Origin of the sequence: Pseudomonas sp. Irchel s3h9 (assembly GCF_900187475.1) — a bacterium.
GTDB lineage: Bacteria > Pseudomonadota > Gammaproteobacteria > Pseudomonadales > Pseudomonadaceae > Aquipseudomonas > Aquipseudomonas neuropathica.
This window is the reverse complement of the sequence record NZ_FYDH01000007.1, coordinates 288,013-306,641: the sequence shown is the minus strand read 5'-3', so window position 1 is coordinate 306,641 and position 18,629 is coordinate 288,013. Positions and strand designations below refer to the sequence as shown.

At 60.9% G+C, this 18,629-nt stretch carries 11 protein-coding genes; 9 read left to right on the top strand and 2 right to left on the bottom strand.

Annotated features, from left to right (window positions below):
• Positions 1-151: 151 nt before the first annotated feature.
• From CKW26_RS14370 to CKW26_RS14350, 5 genes are all read left to right on the top strand, one after another.
• Positions 152-3,103 carry an autotransporter serine protease gene (locus CKW26_RS14370; RefSeq protein ID WP_095049079.1) on the top strand — a complete coding sequence of 984 codons (2,952 nt, stop codon included), beginning with the start codon at positions 152-154 and terminating at the stop codon, positions 3,101-3,103.
• A 192-nt stretch (positions 3,104-3,295) separates the two neighbouring features.
• Positions 3,296-6,373: an autotransporter serine protease gene (locus CKW26_RS14365; RefSeq protein ID WP_095049078.1), complete on the top strand. Its 3,078-nt coding sequence runs from the start codon at positions 3,296-3,298 to the stop codon at positions 6,371-6,373.
• Positions 6,374-6,428: 55 nt separating this feature from the next.
• Positions 6,429-8,117, top strand: a complete 1,689-nt coding sequence (locus tag CKW26_RS14360) for a polyurethanase (RefSeq protein ID WP_095049077.1) — start codon at positions 6,429-6,431, stop codon at positions 8,115-8,117.
• 209 nt (positions 8,118-8,326) lie between these two features.
• Entirely contained in the window at positions 8,327-10,180 is a 1,854-nt protein-coding gene (locus CKW26_RS14355) for a polyurethanase (RefSeq protein ID WP_095049076.1), read from the top strand.
• 241 nt (positions 10,181-10,421) lie between these two features.
• Positions 10,422-10,796: a hypothetical protein gene (locus CKW26_RS14350; RefSeq protein WP_095049075.1), complete on the top strand. Its 375-nt coding sequence runs from the start codon at positions 10,422-10,424 to the stop codon at positions 10,794-10,796.
• Between the two features lie 138 nt (positions 10,797-10,934).
• Here the strand turns inward: CKW26_RS14350 and CKW26_RS14345 are convergent, their stop codons facing one another.
• Positions 10,935-11,159, bottom strand: coding sequence for a YgdI/YgdR family lipoprotein (locus CKW26_RS14345; protein ID WP_095049074.1), 225 nt, complete (start codon positions 11,157-11,159; stop codon positions 10,935-10,937).
• 194 nt (positions 11,160-11,353) lie between these two features.
• On the opposite strand from CKW26_RS14345, the gene CKW26_RS14340 reads away from it, so the two are divergent.
• The 4 genes from CKW26_RS14340 to CKW26_RS14325 are packed head-to-tail and all read left to right on the top strand — an operon-like array spanning position 11,354 to position 17,860.
• Positions 11,354-13,006 carry a VRR-NUC domain-containing protein gene (locus CKW26_RS14340; RefSeq protein ID WP_095049073.1) on the top strand — a complete coding sequence of 551 codons (1,653 nt, stop codon included), beginning with the start codon at positions 11,354-11,356 and terminating at the stop codon, positions 13,004-13,006.
• Positions 13,003-15,321 (top strand): ATP-dependent DNA helicase, encoded by a 2,319-nt coding sequence (locus CKW26_RS14335; protein ID WP_095049072.1) that lies wholly within the window; start codon positions 13,003-13,005, stop codon positions 15,319-15,321. Before CKW26_RS14340 ends, CKW26_RS14335 begins: the two co-directional genes overlap by 4 nt.
• Positions 15,322-15,326: 5 nt before the next feature.
• Positions 15,327-17,267, top strand: a complete 1,941-nt coding sequence (locus CKW26_RS14330) for a PAS domain-containing sensor histidine kinase (RefSeq protein ID WP_095049071.1) — start codon at positions 15,327-15,329, stop codon at positions 17,265-17,267.
• Between the two features lie 56 nt (positions 17,268-17,323).
• On the top strand, positions 17,324-17,860 hold the full coding sequence (locus CKW26_RS14325; RefSeq protein ID WP_016983364.1) for a hypothetical protein: 537 nt from the start codon (positions 17,324-17,326) through the stop codon (positions 17,858-17,860).
• Between the two features lie 304 nt (positions 17,861-18,164).
• Here CKW26_RS14325 and CKW26_RS14320 read toward each other — a convergent pair whose 3' ends face one another.
• Positions 18,165-18,461 carry a hypothetical protein gene (locus tag CKW26_RS14320; RefSeq protein WP_095049070.1) on the bottom strand — a complete coding sequence of 99 codons (297 nt, stop codon included), beginning with the start codon at positions 18,459-18,461 and terminating at the stop codon, positions 18,165-18,167.
• Positions 18,462-18,629 lie beyond the last annotated feature (168 nt).

Sequence of the window (18,629 nt, the reverse complement as noted above, 5' to 3'; positions counted from 1 at the left end):
AGCTGAATCCAAAATCGACGCGGTTTTTCACGTCGATGCATGAGGCAAGACACCTCGGTCAGCTCCCTCTCCTGGGGGAGAGGGCTGGGGTGAGGGGAACAGGCGACACCGCAAAAGAACCTGCATAAAACAATAAAAGTGAGTGGTGAACATGGACGTACGCATCAAGCCAATTTCGGTCGGTACCCTGCTGCTTGTGATTTCCGCAACACAGGTTCAGGCGCAATATCTCGAAACCGGCCAACCCGGCGATCCCGGCAGTTGGCGCAGCGCCGAATTCCTCCGCGACTGGGGCCTGAGCCGGATGCAGGCAGAGCAAGCCTACGCCGCCGGCATCACCGGTAAAGGCGTGAAAATCGGCGCCCTCGACTCCGGTTTCGATGCCGCCCACCCGGAATTCGCCAGCGACCGCTATCACCCGGTACTGGCCAGCGGCAGCTACATTGACGGTTCACTGTTCAACGTCAATGGCACCCTCAACCCCAACAACGACTCCCACGGCACGCATGTCGTCGGCACCATGGGCGCCTCACGCGACGGTACCGGCATGCACGGCGTGGCGTACAACGCACAAATCTACGTCGGCAACACCAACAAAAACGACAGTTTTCTCTTCGGCCCCAACCCCGATCCGCGCTATTTCAAAGCGGTATACGACGCCCTCGCCGATGCTGGGGTGCGCGCGATCAACAACAGTTGGGGCAGCCAGCCGCCGGATGTCAGCTACCGGACACTGGCTGATCTGCACGCCGCGTACGCTCAGCACTGGAATAAAGGCACCTGGCTCGACGCGGCAGCGGATGTTTCCCGGCGCGGCGTGATCAACGTATTCAGCGCCGGCAACAGCGGCTATCCGAACGCCAGCGTGCGTTCCGCGCTGCCGTACTTTCAGCCGGATCTGGAGGGCCACTGGCTGGCCGTGTCGGGCCTCGATCAAAGCAATCAGCAAAAGTACAACCAGTGCGGCCTCGCCAAATACTGGTGCATCACCACGCCGGGGGCGAAGATCGACAGCACCATTCCCGGTGGTGATTACGCGATCAAGTCCGGCACCTCAATGTCGGCGCCGCATGCGACCGGGGCACTGGCGCTGGTGATGGAACGCTACCCGTACATGACCAATCAGCAGACGCTCGAAGTGCTGCTGACTACCGCAACGCAACTGGATGGCTCGGTCACCGCTGCGCCGACCGAGCGGGTCGGCTGGGGCGTGGCCAACCTGAACCGGGCGATGCGCGGGCCAGGGCAATTGCTCGGTGCGTTTGATGCCAACTTGGGGGCAGGGCAGCGCGATGTCTGGAGCAATGACATCTCCGACAAGGCGCTGATTCAGCGGCAGGCTGAAGACCTTGCTGAGCACAGTGCCTGGCAGCAAACCCTGCAAGACAAGGGCTGGCAGAACGGCGTTGCTGCCGGTGCCAGTCAGCAGGATCAGACCGATTACGCGGTCGGCACTGCCCGTGATGCGGCAGCGGCGAGCAGGATTTATCAAGGCAGCCTGATCAAGTCCGGCGGCGGGCAGTTGATCCTCACCGGCGACAATACCTATCGCGGTGCGACCACGGTCAATGGCGGCTTGCTCACGGTCAACGGCTCGCTGACTTCCGCTGTAACGGTGAATGACAGCGGCAGCCTCGGCGGTTCCGGCCGCATCGCCGCATTGACCGCCAATAGCGGCGCTCGCGTGGCGCCGGGCAACTCCATCGGCACCTTGAACGTGGTCGGTGACGTGATCTTCGCGCCCGGTTCGACTTACGCCGTTGAACTGTCGCCGACCAGCAGCGACCGCATCGTTGCCGGGGGCACCGCCACTATCAGCGGCGCCACGGTCAGCCTGTCGCTGGAAAACAGCCCGACGCTGCTTAGCACCACCGAGGCGCAAAGCCTGCTCGGTCGCCAGTACGACATTCTGCAAGCGGCTGGCGGCATTCAGGGCCAGTTCGGTGCGGTGCTGCCGAATTACCTGTTTATCGGCGGCAGCCTCGACTACGCCGCCAATGGCATTCAACTCGATATCGAACGTAACTCGACCACCTTCGCCAGTGTCGGGCAAACGCCGAATCAGCGCTCGGTGGCCGCTGCCGTCGAAGGCCTGGGCGCGGGCAATTCGGTCTACGAAAGCCTGTTGCGTTCACCCGATGCGAGTTCCGCACAACAGGCGTTTCAGCAGTTGAGCGGCGAGATCTACCCGGCGTTGAGTTCAATGCTGATCAACGACAGCCGCCAGTTGCGTGACGCAGTAGGCGAGCGTCTGCACGATACCAATGCTGCGCAAAGCAATGGCTGGGTCAAGGCGCTCGGCGCCTGGGGCACGACCGATTCGAGCCACGACACGGCGGGCTACAACACCTCGATTGGCGGGCTGCTGGCCGGTGTCGATGGCGCGCTGGACGAGCAGACCCGCATCGGTCTGGTCAGCGGTTACAGCGACAGTTCGCTGAGCATGGGTTCGGGCACGCATTCCTCGGCCAAGGTCGACAGCTATCACCTCGGCGCGTACGCCGGCCGTGAACTCGGCGCCTGGCGCTTGAGCACGGGCGCGGCTTACAGCTGGCATCGCGCCGATGTGAAACGCGATCTGCAATACGGCGATGTCAGTGGCAAACAGAAAGCCAAAGTCGACGCGGCGACCACGCAAGTGTTCGGCGAAGCGGCTTATCGCCTGCACCTGCAACCGCTGGCGCTGGAGCCGTTCGCCAATCTGGCCTACGTGCATCTGGACACTGAAGGTTTGACCGAGAAGGGCGACGCTGCGGCGTTGAAAAGCTCCGGCGATCAACGTGACGCGGTGCTGAGCACCCTCGGTGTGCGGGCGATCAAGACGTTCAATCTTTCGCCCGCGCAATCACTCGACGTGAGTGGCCATCTCGGCTGGCAGCACAGCCTCAGCGACATCGATTCCGAGCAGCATCTGCGCTTTGCCAGCGGTGGCACGCCGTACGCGGTGGAGAGTTCAGCGCTGGTGCGTGACGCGGCGTTGGTCGGCGTGCAGGCCAGCCTGGCGCTGAGCCGCGATGTACGGGTCAACCTTGATTACAACGGACAACTGGCCAGTCGCGAAAAGCTGCATGGCGTTGGCTTGAGCCTGAACTGGCAGTTCTAAGCAAGATAACCCGGCTTCTGGTGATCGTTCCCACGCTCCGCGTGGGAATGCCTCTAGGGACGCTCTGCGTCCAGTGACGCGGAGCGTCACGGGCTGCATTCCCACGCGGAGCGTGGGAACGATCAACGACGATCATCGCCCTCAGTGGCAACGATCAGGATTTTTCGCAACATCACTAAGGAAGGTCGCTGGATGAATAACAACAATACCCCCGCGCAAACGGGAGGCCGCTTTGCCCTGAAAACCCTCACGCTTGCCGTGCTCTGTGCCATTGGCACCGCCCACGCCGCGCCCTACGTGGAGAGCGGTCGTACGGGCGATCCGTCGAGTTGGCGCAGTGCCGAATTTCAGGCCGATTGGGGCCTGGGCGCGATCGGTGCCGATCACGCTTATGCCGCCGGCTATACCGGCAAAGGCGTGAAACTGGGGATCTTTGATCAGCCGGTGTATGCCGCGCACCCGGAGTTCTCCGGCAGCAATAAAGTCGTCACCCTGGTCACCAGCGGGATTCGCGAATACACCGACCCGTACATCCCGGTCAAAGCCGGCGATGCGTTCCGCTATGACGGTTCGCCCTCGGTCGGTTCCGACGGCAAACTCGGCGCCCACGGCACCCACGTCGGCGGTATCGCCGCCGGCAGTCGCGACGGCGGGCCGATGCACGGCGTGGCATTCGGTGCGCAGATCATCAGCGCCGACAACGGTGACCCGGGCCCGGAGGACGGCATCGTTCGTGGCAACGACGGCGCGGTGTACAAGGCCGGTTGGGACGCACTGATCGCCAGCGGCGCGCGGATCATCAACAACAGCTGGGGCATCGGCATCACTGACCGTTTCGACCTCGGCGGCCGCGATCCGGCGTACCCGCACTTCACCGTCAATGACGCGCAAGTGCAGTTCAACGAGATCCGCACGCTGCTCGGCACCAAGCCCGGCGGCGCCTACGACGGTGCGATTGCCGCCGCGCGCAGTGGCATCGTGACGATCTTCGCCGCCGGCAATGACTACAACCTCAACAACCCGGACGCCATCGCCGGTCTCGGCTATTTCGTCCCGGACATCGCGCCGAACTGGATCACCGTCGCTGCGCTGCAGAAGAACCCGGATCTGGCCAGCGCCAATCCGTACATCATGAGTACGTTTTCTTCGCGTTGCGGCTACACCGCGAGTTTCTGCGTCTCGGCGCCGGGCACGAAGATCTTCAGCGCGATCATCGAAGGCACCAACGCCGACAACCTGACCACCGGCTACAAAAACTACAACGGCACCTCGATGGCCGCGCCGCATGTCGCCGGTTCCATGGCGGTGCTGATGGAACGCTTCCCGTACATGAGCGGTGATCAGGTCGCCACGGTCTTGCGCACTACGGCCACCGACCTCGGCGCACCGGGCATCGACGCCTTGTACGGCTGGGGCATGATCAACCTGCGCAAAGGCATCGACGGCCCGTCGATGTTCGTCACCGAGCAGGACATCCCGGCCGAATTCCGCATCGACGGCGCTTACGGCTCCGGCCAGTTTGTCGCGGATCTGCCGGGTATCGGCGCGATCATCGATCAAGGCAAACCGACCGAGCGCGTGTGCACCGACATCACCTGCGGCCTCGACACCTGGCGCAACGACATTTCCGGCCACGGCGGTCTGACCAAGCAAGGTATCGGCACACTGGTACTGACCGGCAACAACACTTACAGCGGCCCGACCCTGGTCAATCAGGGGCGCCTGGCCATCAACGGTTCGCTGCAATCGGCGGTGACGGTGAATGACGGCGGTATCCTCGGCGGCAACGGCCACATCGGCGCGCTGTCGGTGAACAGCGGCGGTACGGTGGCGCCGGGTAACTCCATCGGCACAATGAATGTGGCCGGTGACGTGACCTTTGCACCGGGTTCGACTTACGCCGTAGAGCTGTCGCCCACCAGCAGCGATCAGATCATCGCCACTGGCAAAGCGGTCATCGAAGGCGCGACGGTGAGCCTGTCGCTGGAAAACAGCCCGACGCTGCTGACCACCAATGAAGTGCAAAGCCTGCTCGGCACGCGCTACAACATCCTGCAAGCGGCGGGCGGTATTGAAGGGCGCTTTGGTCAGGTGTTGCCGGATTACGCCTTTCTCGGCGGCACGCTGGCGTACTCGGCCGATGGCATCCAGTTGGCGGTCGGGCGTAACGACGCTCCGTTCGCCAGCGTCGGTTTGACGCCGAACCAACGTGCGGTCGGTGCGGCGGCTGAGCGTCTGGGCGCTGGTAACGCGCTGTTTGAAACCCTGTTGCTGTCGCCGAATGCGGCGTCGGCGCAGCAAGCCTTCCAGCAGTTGTCCGGCGAAATCCATCCGGCCATTGGCACGATGCTGATCAACGACAGCCGTTACCTGCGTGAAGCCGTTGGCGAACGTCTGCGCGAGCGTGATTTGTTTAACGCCGATGCACCGACTGATGACCGCAGCAACGCCTGGGTCAAGGTCCTGGGTTCGTGGGGCAAAAGCGATGGCGGGCATGACAATGCCGACTCCAACAGCTCTATCGGCGGCTTGCTCGCCGGTGTCGATGGCTTGATCGCTGAAGATACCCGTCTCGGTTTCGTTACCGGTTATAGCGATAGCTCATTGAGCATGGGCAGCGGCACGCATTCGTCGGCATCAGTCGACAGCTACCACTTGGGTGCGTACCTGGGCCACCAGATCGACGCGCTGCGTCTGACCGTCGGTGGCGCCTATAGCTGGCACCGTGTCGACGTCAAACGTGACCTGCAGTTCGGGGACGTCAGCGGAAAACAAAAGACCAAGCACGATGCCGCAACCACTCAAGTGTTCACCGAGGCCGCCTATGATCTGGGCCTGCAACCGATGAACCTGGAGCCGTTCGCCAATCTGTCCTATGTGCACCTGAACACCGAAAGCTTCACCGAAAAAGGTGACGCCGCCGCGCTGAAGGGCGGTGAGGACAACCGCGATGTGGTGCTGTCGACCCTCGGCGTGCGCGCCAAGCGCAGCTTCGCGCTGTCGAATCAGCATCAGTTGGAACTCGGCGCGAGCCTCGGCTGGCAGCACAACCTGAGCAACGTTGATGCCGACAGCCATCTGGCGTTTGCCAATGGCAACAGCGCGTTCACCGTGCAGAGCGTGTCGATGGATCGCGATGCGGCGGTGGTCGGTGTGCGTGCGGGTCTGGCGCTCAATCGCGATGTGCGGGTGAACCTCGATTACAACGGACTGATCGGCTCGAACGAGAAGGACCACGGTGTGGGTCTGACCCTCGACTGGCAGTTCTAAGGCGTACCGGCAGTTCTGCGGAGCTGCCGGTTTTTGAAGGAAGAGAGAGCACAACATGGGACTGTTCGATTATAAAAATGCCGATGGCAAAGCGTTGTACAGCGACGCCATCGCACTGACGCTGTACGCCTACACGCCGACCGGCAAGCCTTTGCCGGCCACCGCTTGGGCACCGCTCACGGCAACCGCGCTGGGCTATCAGGGCAAGGTCGGGCCGCAGGGCACGTTCTTCGGCGAGAAGGACGGCTTCACCAGTGCCGAGGCCGAAGTGCTCGGCAAATACGACGCTGCCGGCAAACTGATCGGCATCGGCGTGGCCTTTCGTGGCACCGGCGGGCTGGGTTACAGCGACACCTTCGGCGACCTGAAAAACAACCTGCTGGCCGCCATCGGGCCGTCGGATTACGCGAGCAATTACGCTAAAAACGCTTTCGACAATTTGCTCAAGGCGGTCGCCACATTCGCCATTGCCAACGGCATTGCCGCCAAGGACGTGCTGCTCAGCGGTCACAGCCTCGGTGGGCTCGGGGTCAACAGCGTGGCCGAACTGAGCGCGAGCAACTGGGGCGGCTTTTTCAAGGATGCCAACTACATCACCTTCGCCTCGCCGACTCAGAGCAGCACCGGCAATAACGTGCTGAACATCGGGTTCGAAAACGACCCGGTTTTTCGCGTGCTCGATGGCACCACATTCAGCAGCGCCTCGATGGGCAAGCACGACAAGCCGCACGATTCGACCACCGACAACATCGTCAACTTCAACGACAACTACGCGTCCACCGCGCAGAACCTGGTGCCGTTCAGCATCATCAATCCGCTGAACTGGTCGGCCCACAGCTCGTTGGGCTATGCCGATGGCTTGAATCGGGTCATCGATTCCAAGTTTTACAACCTTACGCATAAAGACTCGACGATCATCGTCTCCAATCTGGAAGAAGCTTCTCGCGGCAAGACCTGGGTCGAAGATCTCGGCCGCAGTGGCGAGCCGCACACCGGCAGCACGTTCATCATCGGCACCCAGAGCAGCGACTGGCTCAAGGGCGGCGCGGGCAACGACTTCCTTGAAGGCCTGGGCGGTGATGATCGGTTCCGTGATGACGGCGGTTACAACATCCTGCTCGGTGGCCAGGGCCACAACACCTTCGAACTGCAGAAACCGTTGCAGAACTTCAGCTTCGCCAACGACGGTGACGGCACGCTGTACGTACGCGATGCCTATGGCGGCATCAGCATGACCCGCGACATCGGCGCGCTGGTGAGCAAGGAGTCGGGTTCGTGGTGGGGCAGCAAGGAAATCACTTGGGGCGTTACGGCCAAAGGTTTGACCAATGGCAACGAACTGACCCAGTACAACCACTCGCTCAGCGGCGATGGCTACGGCAATGCGCTGCACGCCACGGCTGACGGTGACTGGCTGTTCGGCCTCGGTGGCGATGACAAGTTGATCAGCGACAAGGGCCATGTGACCTTCGTTGGCGGTGCTGGCAACGACGTGATGACTGCCGTGGGTGGCAGCAACACCTTTCTGTTCAGCGGCGCGTTCGGTTTTGATGCCATCAACGGTTATCAGGGCAGCGACAAACTGGTGTTCATGGGCGTCGAGGGCGCGGGGCAGGGCTATGACTACAAACAGCACGCGGCGCAGGCCGGCAACGACACCGTGCTGAAGATTGGCGACTATGCCGTGACCCTGGTCGGGGTGGGAGTGGCTAACCTGTCGGACTCGGCGTTCGTGTTCGCCTAAACAGTAATCCTGTAGGAGCTGTCGAGTGAAACGAGGCTGCGATCTTTTGATCTTGCTTTTAAGAGCCAAGTCAAAAGATCGCAGCCTTCGGCAGCTCCTACAGAGGCAGCGTTAAAGAAGTGTTGTATCGAAATGCTCCGGGGCGTCCCCGTGGGGCGCCCTGGCTGTGAGCTATCTCTAACAATTCCAACAAGAGAGAGGCAATAGCAATGGGTGTGTATGACTACAAGAACTTCGGCACAGCCGATTCCAAGGCGTTGTTCAGCGATGCCATGGCGATCACGCTGTATTCCTACCACAACCTCGATAACGGCTTTGCCGCCGGTTATCAGCACAACGGCTTCGGCCTCGGCCTGCCCGCCACGCTGGTCACGGCACTGCTCGGCGGCACCGATTCCCAGGGGGTGATCCCCGGCATTCCGTGGAATCCCGACTCGGAAAAACTCGCCCTCGACGCGGTGAAAAAGGCCGGCTGGACGCCCATCACCGCCTCGCAACTGGGCTACGACGGCAAAACCGATGCGCGGGGTACCTTCTTCGGCGAGAAGGCCGGTTACACCACCGCCCAAGTGGAAATCCTCGGCAAGTACGACGCCCAGGGCCATCTCACCGAACTCGGCGTTGCCTTTCGCGGCACCAGCGGCCCGCGTGAGAACCTGATCCTCGACTCCATCGGTGACGTGATCAACGACCTGCTCGCCGCCTTCGGCCCCAAGGATTACGCGAAGAATTACGTCGGTGAAGCCTTCGGCAATCTGCTCAATGACGTGGTGGCGTTTGCCAAGGCCAACGGCCTCAGCGGCAAGGACGTTCTCGTCAGTGGCCACAGCCTCGGTGGCCTGGCGGTCAACAGCATGGCCGACCTGAGCGGTGGCAAGTGGGGTGGTTTCTTTGCCGACTCCAACTACATCGCCTACGCCTCGCCAACGCAAAGCAGCACCGACAAAGTGCTCAACGTCGGCTACGAAAACGACCCGGTGTTCCGCGCCCTCGACGGCTCGACCTTCACCGGAGCTTCGATCGGCGTGCACGATGCGCCCAAGGTCTCGGCCACCGACAACATCGTCAGCTTCAACGATCACTACGCCTCGACCGCGTGGAATCTGCTGCCGTACTCGATCCTCAACATTCCCACCTGGATCTCGCACTTGCCGACCGCGTATGGCGACGGCATGAATCGGGTGATCGACTCAAAATTCTACGACCTGACCAGCCGCGACTCGACGATCATCGTCGCCAACCTCTCGGACCCGGCGCGGGCCAACACCTGGGTACAGGACCTCAACCGCAACGCCGAAACCCATAAGGGCAGCACGTTCATCATTGGCAGTGACGCCAACGATCTGATCCAGGGCGGCAGCGGCAACGATTACCTGGAAGGTCGCGCCGGCAATGACACCTTCCGCGATGGCGGTGGCTACAACGTCATCCTTGGCGGGCAGGGCAACAACACCCTCGATCTGCAAAGCGCGGTGAAGAACTTCGACTTCGCCAACGACGGCGCCGGCAATCTGTACATTCGCGACGCCAACGGCGGGATCAGCATCACCCGCGACATAGGCAGCATTGTCACCAAGGAACCGGGCTTTCTCTGGGGGCTGTTCAAGGACGATGTGACCCACAGCGTCACGGCCAGCGGCTTGAAGGTCGGCAACAACGTCACCGCGTACGAGTCCAGCGTCAAAGGCACCAGCGGCGCCGATACGTTGAAGGCGCATGCCGGTGGCGACTGGTTGTTCGGGCTGGACGGCAACGATCACCTGATGGGTGGCGCGGGCAATGACGTGTTTGTTGGCGGCGCAGGCAATGACCTGATGGAGTCGGGGGGCGGGGCGGATACGTTCCTGTTCAACGGTGCGTTCGGTCAGGACCGGGTGGTCGGTTTCACGTCCAATGACAAACTGGTGTTTCTTGGTGTGCAGGGTGTGTTGCCGGCGGAGGATTTCCGGGCTCATGCTGCGACCGTCGGGCAGGACACGGTGCTGACGTTTGGCAATGATTCGGTGACGTTGGTCGGGGTGTCGCTCAACAGCTTGAGTGCTGACGGCGTTGTGATCGCCTGAGGTTGATGGGGCGCCGGTAAGGGCCTCTTCGCCAGCAGGCTGGCTCCCACACTGGATCTGTGTCGTTTATAAATCCCCTGTGGGGGCGAGCCTGCTCGCGAAGAACGATAACTCGGTTTCAAAAGTGACTCGACAGCCACTCCCTGACTCAAACCCCTGCGAAAACAGGAAATGCGGCCTAAAGCCAGCACGTGAGCACACGTTCTATAGCTAGCCGCCATTGAGTACAGGAGATTCAAACGTGAAAGGTTTCAAGGGGTATGTCGGGTTCGTCGCACTGGCGCTGTGTTCGGCCAATGCCTGCGCCGATCTGCCTCAAAGCTCGATTCTGAGCCGTTACGGCGTCACCACCGACCAACTGCCGAGCCCGCCGAAAACCGCGGAGGTCGAACCGGTCGAAGAGAAGAGCCGCTTTCAGATTCAGCCCGAACAACCGTTCGTGACCCTGCGCCTGGGTGACGGCAAGCCGCCGCAAACCACCGGCAATCTGAGCATTGATCGCATGGCGCAGCAGGATCTGGAACGCTGCCGGCGCTTGCAGGGGGAAGTGGTCAAGCGGGGTGGCACGTACATGCCTTGCGACGGCAGCATTCCGGGTATGCCTACCTTCGAATAAAAAAGCTGCTTTGATGATCGTTCCCACGCTCCGCGTGGGAATGCCTCAACGGACGCTCCGCGTTCGGCTCTGGATGGGACGCGGAGCGTCCCGGGCTGCATTCCCACGCAGAGCGTGGGAACGATCGATCGCCGTGAGTCAGTCTTCCTCGCGCACTGTGGCCACTTCATCAGCGCGAACCTTCACCTTGGCCCCGGAAATATCCTCGAACTCATAGAAGCCGTCCTTGGTTTTGGTCTTCGGCATGTCCTTGGTCAGGTACTGGGTGCCGTTCTGCAGGGTGACCACCGTCGGGGTCGAGCAACCGGCCAGTGCCAGCGCGGCGGCGATGGCGAAAGGGATGCCCAGTGCTTTGATTTTCATACCCACCTCTAAATCCTCATTCGATGTGATGCCGAGCATTGTCGGCCCTCTAACGCGGTTGGTGCCATCCCCGGGGGAAAAGTTCGATAGCCCGGCGAAAAAATGCCATTGATCATTTTCCGTTTGCACCGGGTGGGGCACAGCTGGTATCTGTACGCATAACCAGTACTCGCTTGCCATGGCCCAGAATTCCCGTGACTGCCAATCCCCTCGACGACCCGTTCTATTACCTTAACAACTTCCGGCAAGTGCTTGATTGGCTTGAGCTTCGTTATGCCGATGTAATGAGCGAACCGGAACACGCATTCATCCGCGACTTCAACGCGTTGCCCCGCCCGAGTCAGGGGCTGCTGGTGCGGATGGTGATGCGCAAGGGTGTGCATTTTCGTGCCGGCAAACTCAATTACGTGGAAATCGGTGACATCGCCGAGGCCGCGCAGCCCTTGTTGGAGCACGGCTGGATCGACGAACACGCGCCGCTGGTCCTCGCCGAGTTGTTCGATGTGTTGCTCAAGGCCGAGATCCTGCAAGCGTTCGCAGCCTTTATCGAGCAACCCAAGGGCCGCAAGGACGATTGGCTGCCGCTCCTCGCCGAGCAGTTTGCAGACGCTCGCAGCCTGCGCGACTGGGCTCCGCTGCTCGATGATCGCTTGTTCAGCCTGACCATCATGGACCTGTGCGATCGCTTGCGGCTGATGTTCTTCGGCAACCTGTATCAGGACTGGTCGGAATTCGTCCTCGCCGACCTTGGCATCTTCACTTATGAAAAAGTCGAATTCTGCGCCGACTCGCGGGGCCTGCGCAGTCGCGACGACGTCGATGCGTGCCTGTTCCTGCACAACTGTCAATTGCGTTTCGAGGCCGGTGAGCCACTGGACACCATTGTTGCGCAGGTCAGCGCCTTGCACTTCGACAACCCGTGGCTGCAACGCCGGCGTGGCAAGGTGCTGTTCCAGATCGGCCAGTATTGCGAGCGCATCAGCGAGTTTGCCCTGGCCCTGAGCATTTATCGCGACTGCGCCTATCCCGGCGCCCGTTTACGCATGATCCGCGTGCTGGAGCGCAGCGGCGAATACTCGTTGGCGCTGGAGCTCGCCACGCTGGCGGAGCAGGCGCCGGAAAGCGCTGCCGAGCAGCAAGGCCTGCAACGGATATTGCCAAGGTTGCGGCGCAAACTCGGTGGCCCGCCGCTCAAACGCGTAGCGGCCAGACCGGTCGAGCGGCTGGATCTGCAATTGCCACGCACCGACCCAGCCTTGTCCGTGGAGTTTTACGTGCAGGCGCATCTGCACGATGACGATGGCCCCGTGCATTACGTGGAAAACAGCCTGATCAACTCGCTGTTCGGTTTGTTGTGCTGGCCGGCGATCTTCGCGCCATTGCCCGGGGCATTCTTTCACCCGTTCCAGCGCGGCCCGGTGGACCTGCTCAACGAAGATTTCCAGCAACGCCGCGCCGAGCTGTTCCAGGCGTGCCTGAGCGAACTCGACGACGGCCGCTATGCCGCGACCATTCGCCAGCGCTTTGTCGACAAATGGGGTGTCCAGTCGCCATTCGTATTCTGGGGCGCGGTGAATGAACTATTGCTTGAGCAGGCATTGGCCTGTCTGCCCGCCGAACATCTCAAGCACTGGTTCAATCGTTTGCTGCTCGACATCAAGGCCAACCGCGCCGGCATGCCTGACCTGATCCAGTTCTGGCCGCAGCACAAAACCTACCGAATGATTGAAGTGAAAGGCCCCGGCGATCGCCTGCAGGACAACCAGTTGCGCTGGCTGGAGTTCTGTCATCAACACCAGATGCCAGTAGCGGTGTGTTACGTGCAATGGGCGGAGCAGAGCGCTTGAGCTACAGCATTGCCGTGCGCGCACTGTGCGAGTTCACCGCCAAGACCGGCGACCTCGACCTGCGCTTCACCCCATCGCCCACGGCGCTGGAAGGCATCGCCGGCCACCGCACTGTGGCCTCGCGGCGCAGCGAAAAGTATCAAAGCGAAGTGGCGCTCGAAGGCGAGTTTCTGCAGTTGAAGGTCAAGGGCAGGGCGGACGGCTACGACCCGGCGCAAACCTGCCTGGAAGAAGTCAAAACCTACCGTGGCGACCTGAGTAAGCAACCGGCCAATCACCGCCAGTTGCACTGGGCACAGGCGAAGATCTACGGCTGGTTGATGTGCCGCAAACTCGAACTTGAGCAAATCAATCTGGCGCTGGTGTATTTCGATATCGTCAGCGAGAAGGAAACCTGCCTGGTCGAGGCCTTCAGCGCCGAAACCCTCAAGGCCTTTTTCGAGCAGCAATGCACGCTGTTCCTGCAATGGGCCGAACAGGAAATGGCCCATCGCGAGGCACGCAATCTGGCCGCGCAGCAACTGGCGTTTCCCCATGCCGATTTTCGTCCCGGTCAGCGGCACTTGGCGGAATCAGTGTTCAAAGCCGTCAGCACCGGCCGTTGCCTGATGGCCCAGGCACCGACCGGCATCGGCAAAACCCTCGGCACGCTGTTCCCGATGCTCAAGGCCCTGACGCCGCAGCAACTGGACAAGGTGTTCTTCCTGACCGCGAAGACACCGGGGCGCAAACTGGCGCTGGATGCCAGTCAGGTGTTGTTCGATCAGTCACCAGCCTTGCCCTTGCGGGTGCTGGAAATGGTCGCCCGGGACAAGGCCTGCGAACATCCGGACAAAGCCTGTCACGGCGAATCCTGCCCGTTGGCCCAGGGCTTTTATGATCGCCTGCCGGCCGCGCGGGAAGCGGCCAGCCGAATCCGCCTGCTCGATCAAGCCGCCATGCGCGAGGTCGCTGCGCAACACGCGGTGTGCCCGTATTACCTGAGTCAGGAGATGGCCCGTTGGGTAGACGTGGTGATCGCCGACTACAACTATTACTTCGACTTCAGCGCCATGCTGTTCGGTCTGGCCCAGCTTAATCAATGGAAAGTCGCGGTGCTGGCGGACGAGGCGCACAACCTGGTCGAACGCGGCCGGCAAATGTACAGCGCCAGTCTTGATCAGTTCACCCTCGGCAGCGTGCGCAAAACCGCGCCGGCACCGCTGAAAAACTCCCTGCAACGGATCAACCGTGAATGGAACGCGCTGCATGCGCCGCAACTGGCGGCGTATCAGGCTTACGACAAGGCCCCGGAAAAACTCCTGCAAGCGATCTCGTTGTGTTGCGCGGCCATTGGCGATTACCTCAATGACCATCCGCAGGGTCTCGACAGCGCCGTGCAGAACTTCTATTTCGACCTGCTGCAATTCGCCCGGGTGGCAGAACTGTACGACGAGCATTACCTGTTCGACATCAGCAAGCGCGACCTCGACCGCAAAAAGCCGCTGTCGCAGTTATGCCTGCGCAACGTGGTGCCGGCCGCGTTCATTGGTCCGCGCCTGAAAGCGGCGCGCAGCAGCGTGCTGTTTTCCGCGACCCTCAGCCCGCGTCACTATTACGCCGATTTGCTTGGCACGCCCGCCGACACCGTGTGGATCGACGTCGAATCGCCGTTTTGCGCCGAGCAGTTGCAGGTGCAGATCGTCAGCCGCATTTCGACACGCTTCAATCATCGTCAGGCCTCGCTGGAGCCGATCGTCGAATTGATCGCGCAGCAGTTCAGCGAGCGTCCGGGCAACTATCTGGCGTTTTTCAGCAGCTTCGATTATCTGCAACAAGTGGCGTCGTTACTCGCTGAGCGTTACCCGCACATCACCCTGTGGCAGCAATCGCGGGGCATGCTCGAAGGGGCGCGGCAGGCCTTTCTCGATCAGTTCACCGCGCACAGCCAAGGTGTCGGCTTTGCCGTGTTGGGCGGTGCGTTCGGCGAAGGCATCGATTTACCCGGTGCGCGGCTGATCGGGGCGTTCATTGCCACGTTGGGGCTGGCGCAGTTCAATCCGGTCAACGAACAACTTAAACACCGCATGGCCGCCATCTTCGGCGCCGGTTACGACTACACCTACCTGTACCCCGGCGTGCAGAAAGTGGTACAGGCCGCCGGGCGAGTCATCCGCACCCGTGAGGATAGCGGCGTGGTGATGCTGATTGACGATCGCTTTGCCGAGAGCCGGATCAAACAGCTGCTGCCGCGCTGGTGGGCAATCAATCACGAGACGGACGCTTCCCAATTTGCCGGATTACCGCATACTTCTGCTCATGACAATGGCTGGTGAGTGTGATGAGCGAGAAAAACAAGACCGCGGCGATCGAAGAGATGCGTTTTCGTCTGCTGATCGATGCGGTGGTCGACTATGCGATCTACATGATCGATCCCGACGGCATCATCACCAGTTGGAACTCCGGCGCCAAACGCTTCAAGGGCTACGAAGAAGCGGAAATTCTCGGCGAACATTTCTCCCGCTTCTATACCGCTGAGGATCGCGCCGCCGGTCTGCCGCAACGTGCGCTCGATACGGCGATCCGTGAGGGACGTTTCGAAGGCGAGGGCTGGCGGGTGCGCAAGGACGGCACCAATTTCTGGTCGCATGTGGTCATCGATCCGATCATTGATCCCGACGGCAAATTGCTCGGTTTCGCCAAGATCACCCGCGACCTGACCGACCGGAAAATGGCTGAAGAAACCCTCAAGCAAAGCGAGCAGCAGTTCCGCTTGCTGGTGCAGGGCGTCACCGACTACGCGATCTACATGCTCAGCCCCGAAGGCCGGGTCAGCAACTGGAACCAGGGCGCACAGCGGATCAAAGGCTATCTGCCGGAAGAAATTATCGGTCAGCATTTTTCGCTGTTCTATACCCCCGAAGACCGCGAACTCGGCGAGCCGCAACGGGCGCTGGAAATCGCCACCCGCGAGGGCCGCTTCGAGAACAAGAGCTGGCGCATGCGCAAGGACGGCACGCGGTTTCTCGCTCATGTGGTGGTCGATGCGATTCGTGGTGACACCGGCACATTGCTCGGTTTTGCCAAGATCACCCGCGACATCACCGAAGCCCACCAGGCGCAACAGGCGCTGGAGAAAACCCGTGAAGCGCTGTTCCAGGCGCAGAAGATGCAGGCCATCGGTCAGCTCAGCGGTGGCATCGCCCATGACTTCAATAATCTGCTGACGGTGATTCTCGGTAACCTCGAGATCGTGCAAAAGCGCGTGGGCGACGATGCGAAAATCAGCCGCCTGCTGGAAAACGCCACCCAAGGCGCCTTGCGTGGCGTCTCGCTGACCCAGCGCATGCTGGCATTTGCCCGCCGTCAGGAATTGAAGACCGAGTCGGTCGATATCGCGCAATTGGTTCAGGGCATCAGCGGTTTGCTGCGTAGCTCCCTCGGGCCGGGTATCCGTGTCGACACGCGGTTTCCCGACGATCTCGAGCTGGTGCTGGCGGACACCAATCAGTTGGAATTGGCCTTGCTCAATCTGGCGACCAACGCCCGCGACGCCATGCCCGATGGAGGTACGGTGAGCATCAGCGCTGAACCGCAAGTGGTGCTAGAACTGGGGCATTCGGACCTGCCTGCGGGGCGTTACGTCTGCCTTAGCGTAATCGATACCGGGGAGGGCATGGATGATCACACGCTGGCGTCGGCCAGAGATCCGTTCTTCACCACTAAAGGCTTGGGCAAGGGCACCGGGCTGGGCTTGTCGATGGTCCACGGCTTCATGGAACAACTCGGTGGCCGTTTCATTCTCAAGAGTGCAAAGGCCCAGGGCACCACGGCAGAACTGTGGATTCCGGTGGCCGGCGAGGGTACCGTCAGCAATTCGCTGCAGCCACACGCCGAGCCCGTGGTGGTACCAAGACTCAGCGTGCTGGTGGTGGATGACGACTCACTGGTATTGAACAGCACCAGTCTACTGCTCGAAGACCTCGGCCATCGGGTGGTCAGTGCGACGTCCGGTGCGCAAGCGCTGGCGTTGTTCGATCAGGGCGAGGTCATCGACCTGATGATCACCGACATGGCCATGCCGAAAATGAGCGGCGCGCAACTGGCCCATGCCGTGCGCGTGCTCAAACCGGATCTGCCGATCATCCTGGCCACCGGCTACGCCGAACGTCTGGAAGGCTTTGCCGCGCAACTGCCACGATTGCCCAAGCCGTTTACGCAGATGAATCTGGTGGCAATCATTGCCCAATCGATGAAACAAGGCGTCGGTCAATCCGTCTGAACTTGGGCGCCAACGGGGACTTCTAAACGTTTTCCCCACCCCGGAGCGTGCATCTTTTGTCTCGCATACTGACTGAGCCCACCGCTGAAGAAACCCTGACCGAACATGACGCCAAGATGTTTGGCTCACCCAAGGAACGGCTGGATTTCTATCGGCGGGAGATCCAGTACGAAACCAGCATCCTCGCCAACCGTACCGACGCTTATCTGGCGGCGCAGTCGTTTCTGGTGATTGCCTTTGCCTCGTGCATGGCCAACCTCAACCCGGAGTGGGGCAAGTTGTTCACGCTGGTGGTGCCACCCTTTCTGGCACTGCTCGGGCTGCTCAGCTCGCTGAATGCCTGGCCGGGGATTCGCGCGGCGTACGACATCATCGATCACTGGCATTTCAAGCAGAGCCACTTGCTGCACAGCGAGCCGCTGATGGGCCTGGCGTATGACGAATCGCCGCTGTTCAGCGAGATGGAGTCGAGCCACAAGGGCTATCGCAAGTCGCTGCTGTTTTCGGTGCGTACGCCGTGGATCTTTGCGACGTTCTGGGTGTTGCTGGGGAGTTATGCGGTGTTTATTCAGGTGACCAATCCGGGCGGGTGATTGGCAGGTAGGGAAAAGCCCGGTTTATTTCGCCGGGCTTTTTTATTCGCGTGGATTTTGTGCTGCTATTCAGACCGATCCCCCTCACCCCAACCCTCCCGAAACGTCGGACCGCCCCCAATGGGGGCGAGGGGGAAGGGAGCAGATCTTCGTTGTACTCAAAATCTGCGTTCGACTCGGTATCTCAATGTCGTGGTCAGAATCTGCGTTCGACTCGGTATCTCAGGTCGGCGTACCTCGACCATTCACCTCGGTCAGTTCCCTCTCCCTTTGGGAGAGGGCTAGGGTGAGGGGCTGTTCTGGCTCATTCCACAGTTTCAAGCTCTCGACGCAATGCCGACGAGTTCTGCGAGGACATCGGGATCGGCGGGAAGTCTTCGTTCAAGACGCACAAATGGTCGATGGCATCTTCAAACATCGAATCGGCTTTCTTGCGCAGCGCGCGGTATCGCTCAAACTGTTCAATGTCCAGATCGGCCACGTCGAGCAGCGCATTGGCTGCGCGGTTGAGGGTGTGGGCGTTATCAAACAATTGACGATTGCGTTCCAGAGCCAGTGCTCTGCAAGCCTTGATTTGCGCAGGAGTCGAGCATTCTTTCATGACCGTGACCTTAATCTTCAAGGATTCCGTTTCATAGGCGTAGCGCCGCAGGGGAACCGAACCTGCCGGGCCCCGCCGGACATATTCGGCGAGGGGTTATGCTTGTGACTGCCGGCCATTAATCAGGGATCCATTTTTATATAGAAAAAAATTCGATCAATTCGCCGA

Coding starts and splice junctions, on each gene's coding strand:
- CKW26_RS14355 (WP_095049076.1), top strand. CDS start 8,327: ATGGGTGTGTATGACTACAAGAACTTCGGCACAGCCGATTCCAAGGCG.
- CKW26_RS14320 (WP_095049070.1), bottom strand. CDS start 18,461: ATGAAAGAATGCTCGACTCCTGCGCAAATCAAGGCTTGCAGAGCACTG.
- CKW26_RS14345 (WP_095049074.1), bottom strand. CDS start 11,159: ATGAAAATCAAAGCACTGGGCATCCCTTTCGCCATCGCCGCCGCGCTG.
- CKW26_RS14370 (WP_095049079.1), top strand. CDS start 152: ATGGACGTACGCATCAAGCCAATTTCGGTCGGTACCCTGCTGCTTGTG.
- CKW26_RS14360 (WP_095049077.1), top strand. CDS start 6,429: ATGGGACTGTTCGATTATAAAAATGCCGATGGCAAAGCGTTGTACAGC.
- CKW26_RS14365 (WP_095049078.1), top strand. CDS start 3,296: ATGAATAACAACAATACCCCCGCGCAAACGGGAGGCCGCTTTGCCCTG.
- CKW26_RS14330 (WP_095049071.1), top strand. CDS start 15,327: ATGAGCGAGAAAAACAAGACCGCGGCGATCGAAGAGATGCGTTTTCGT.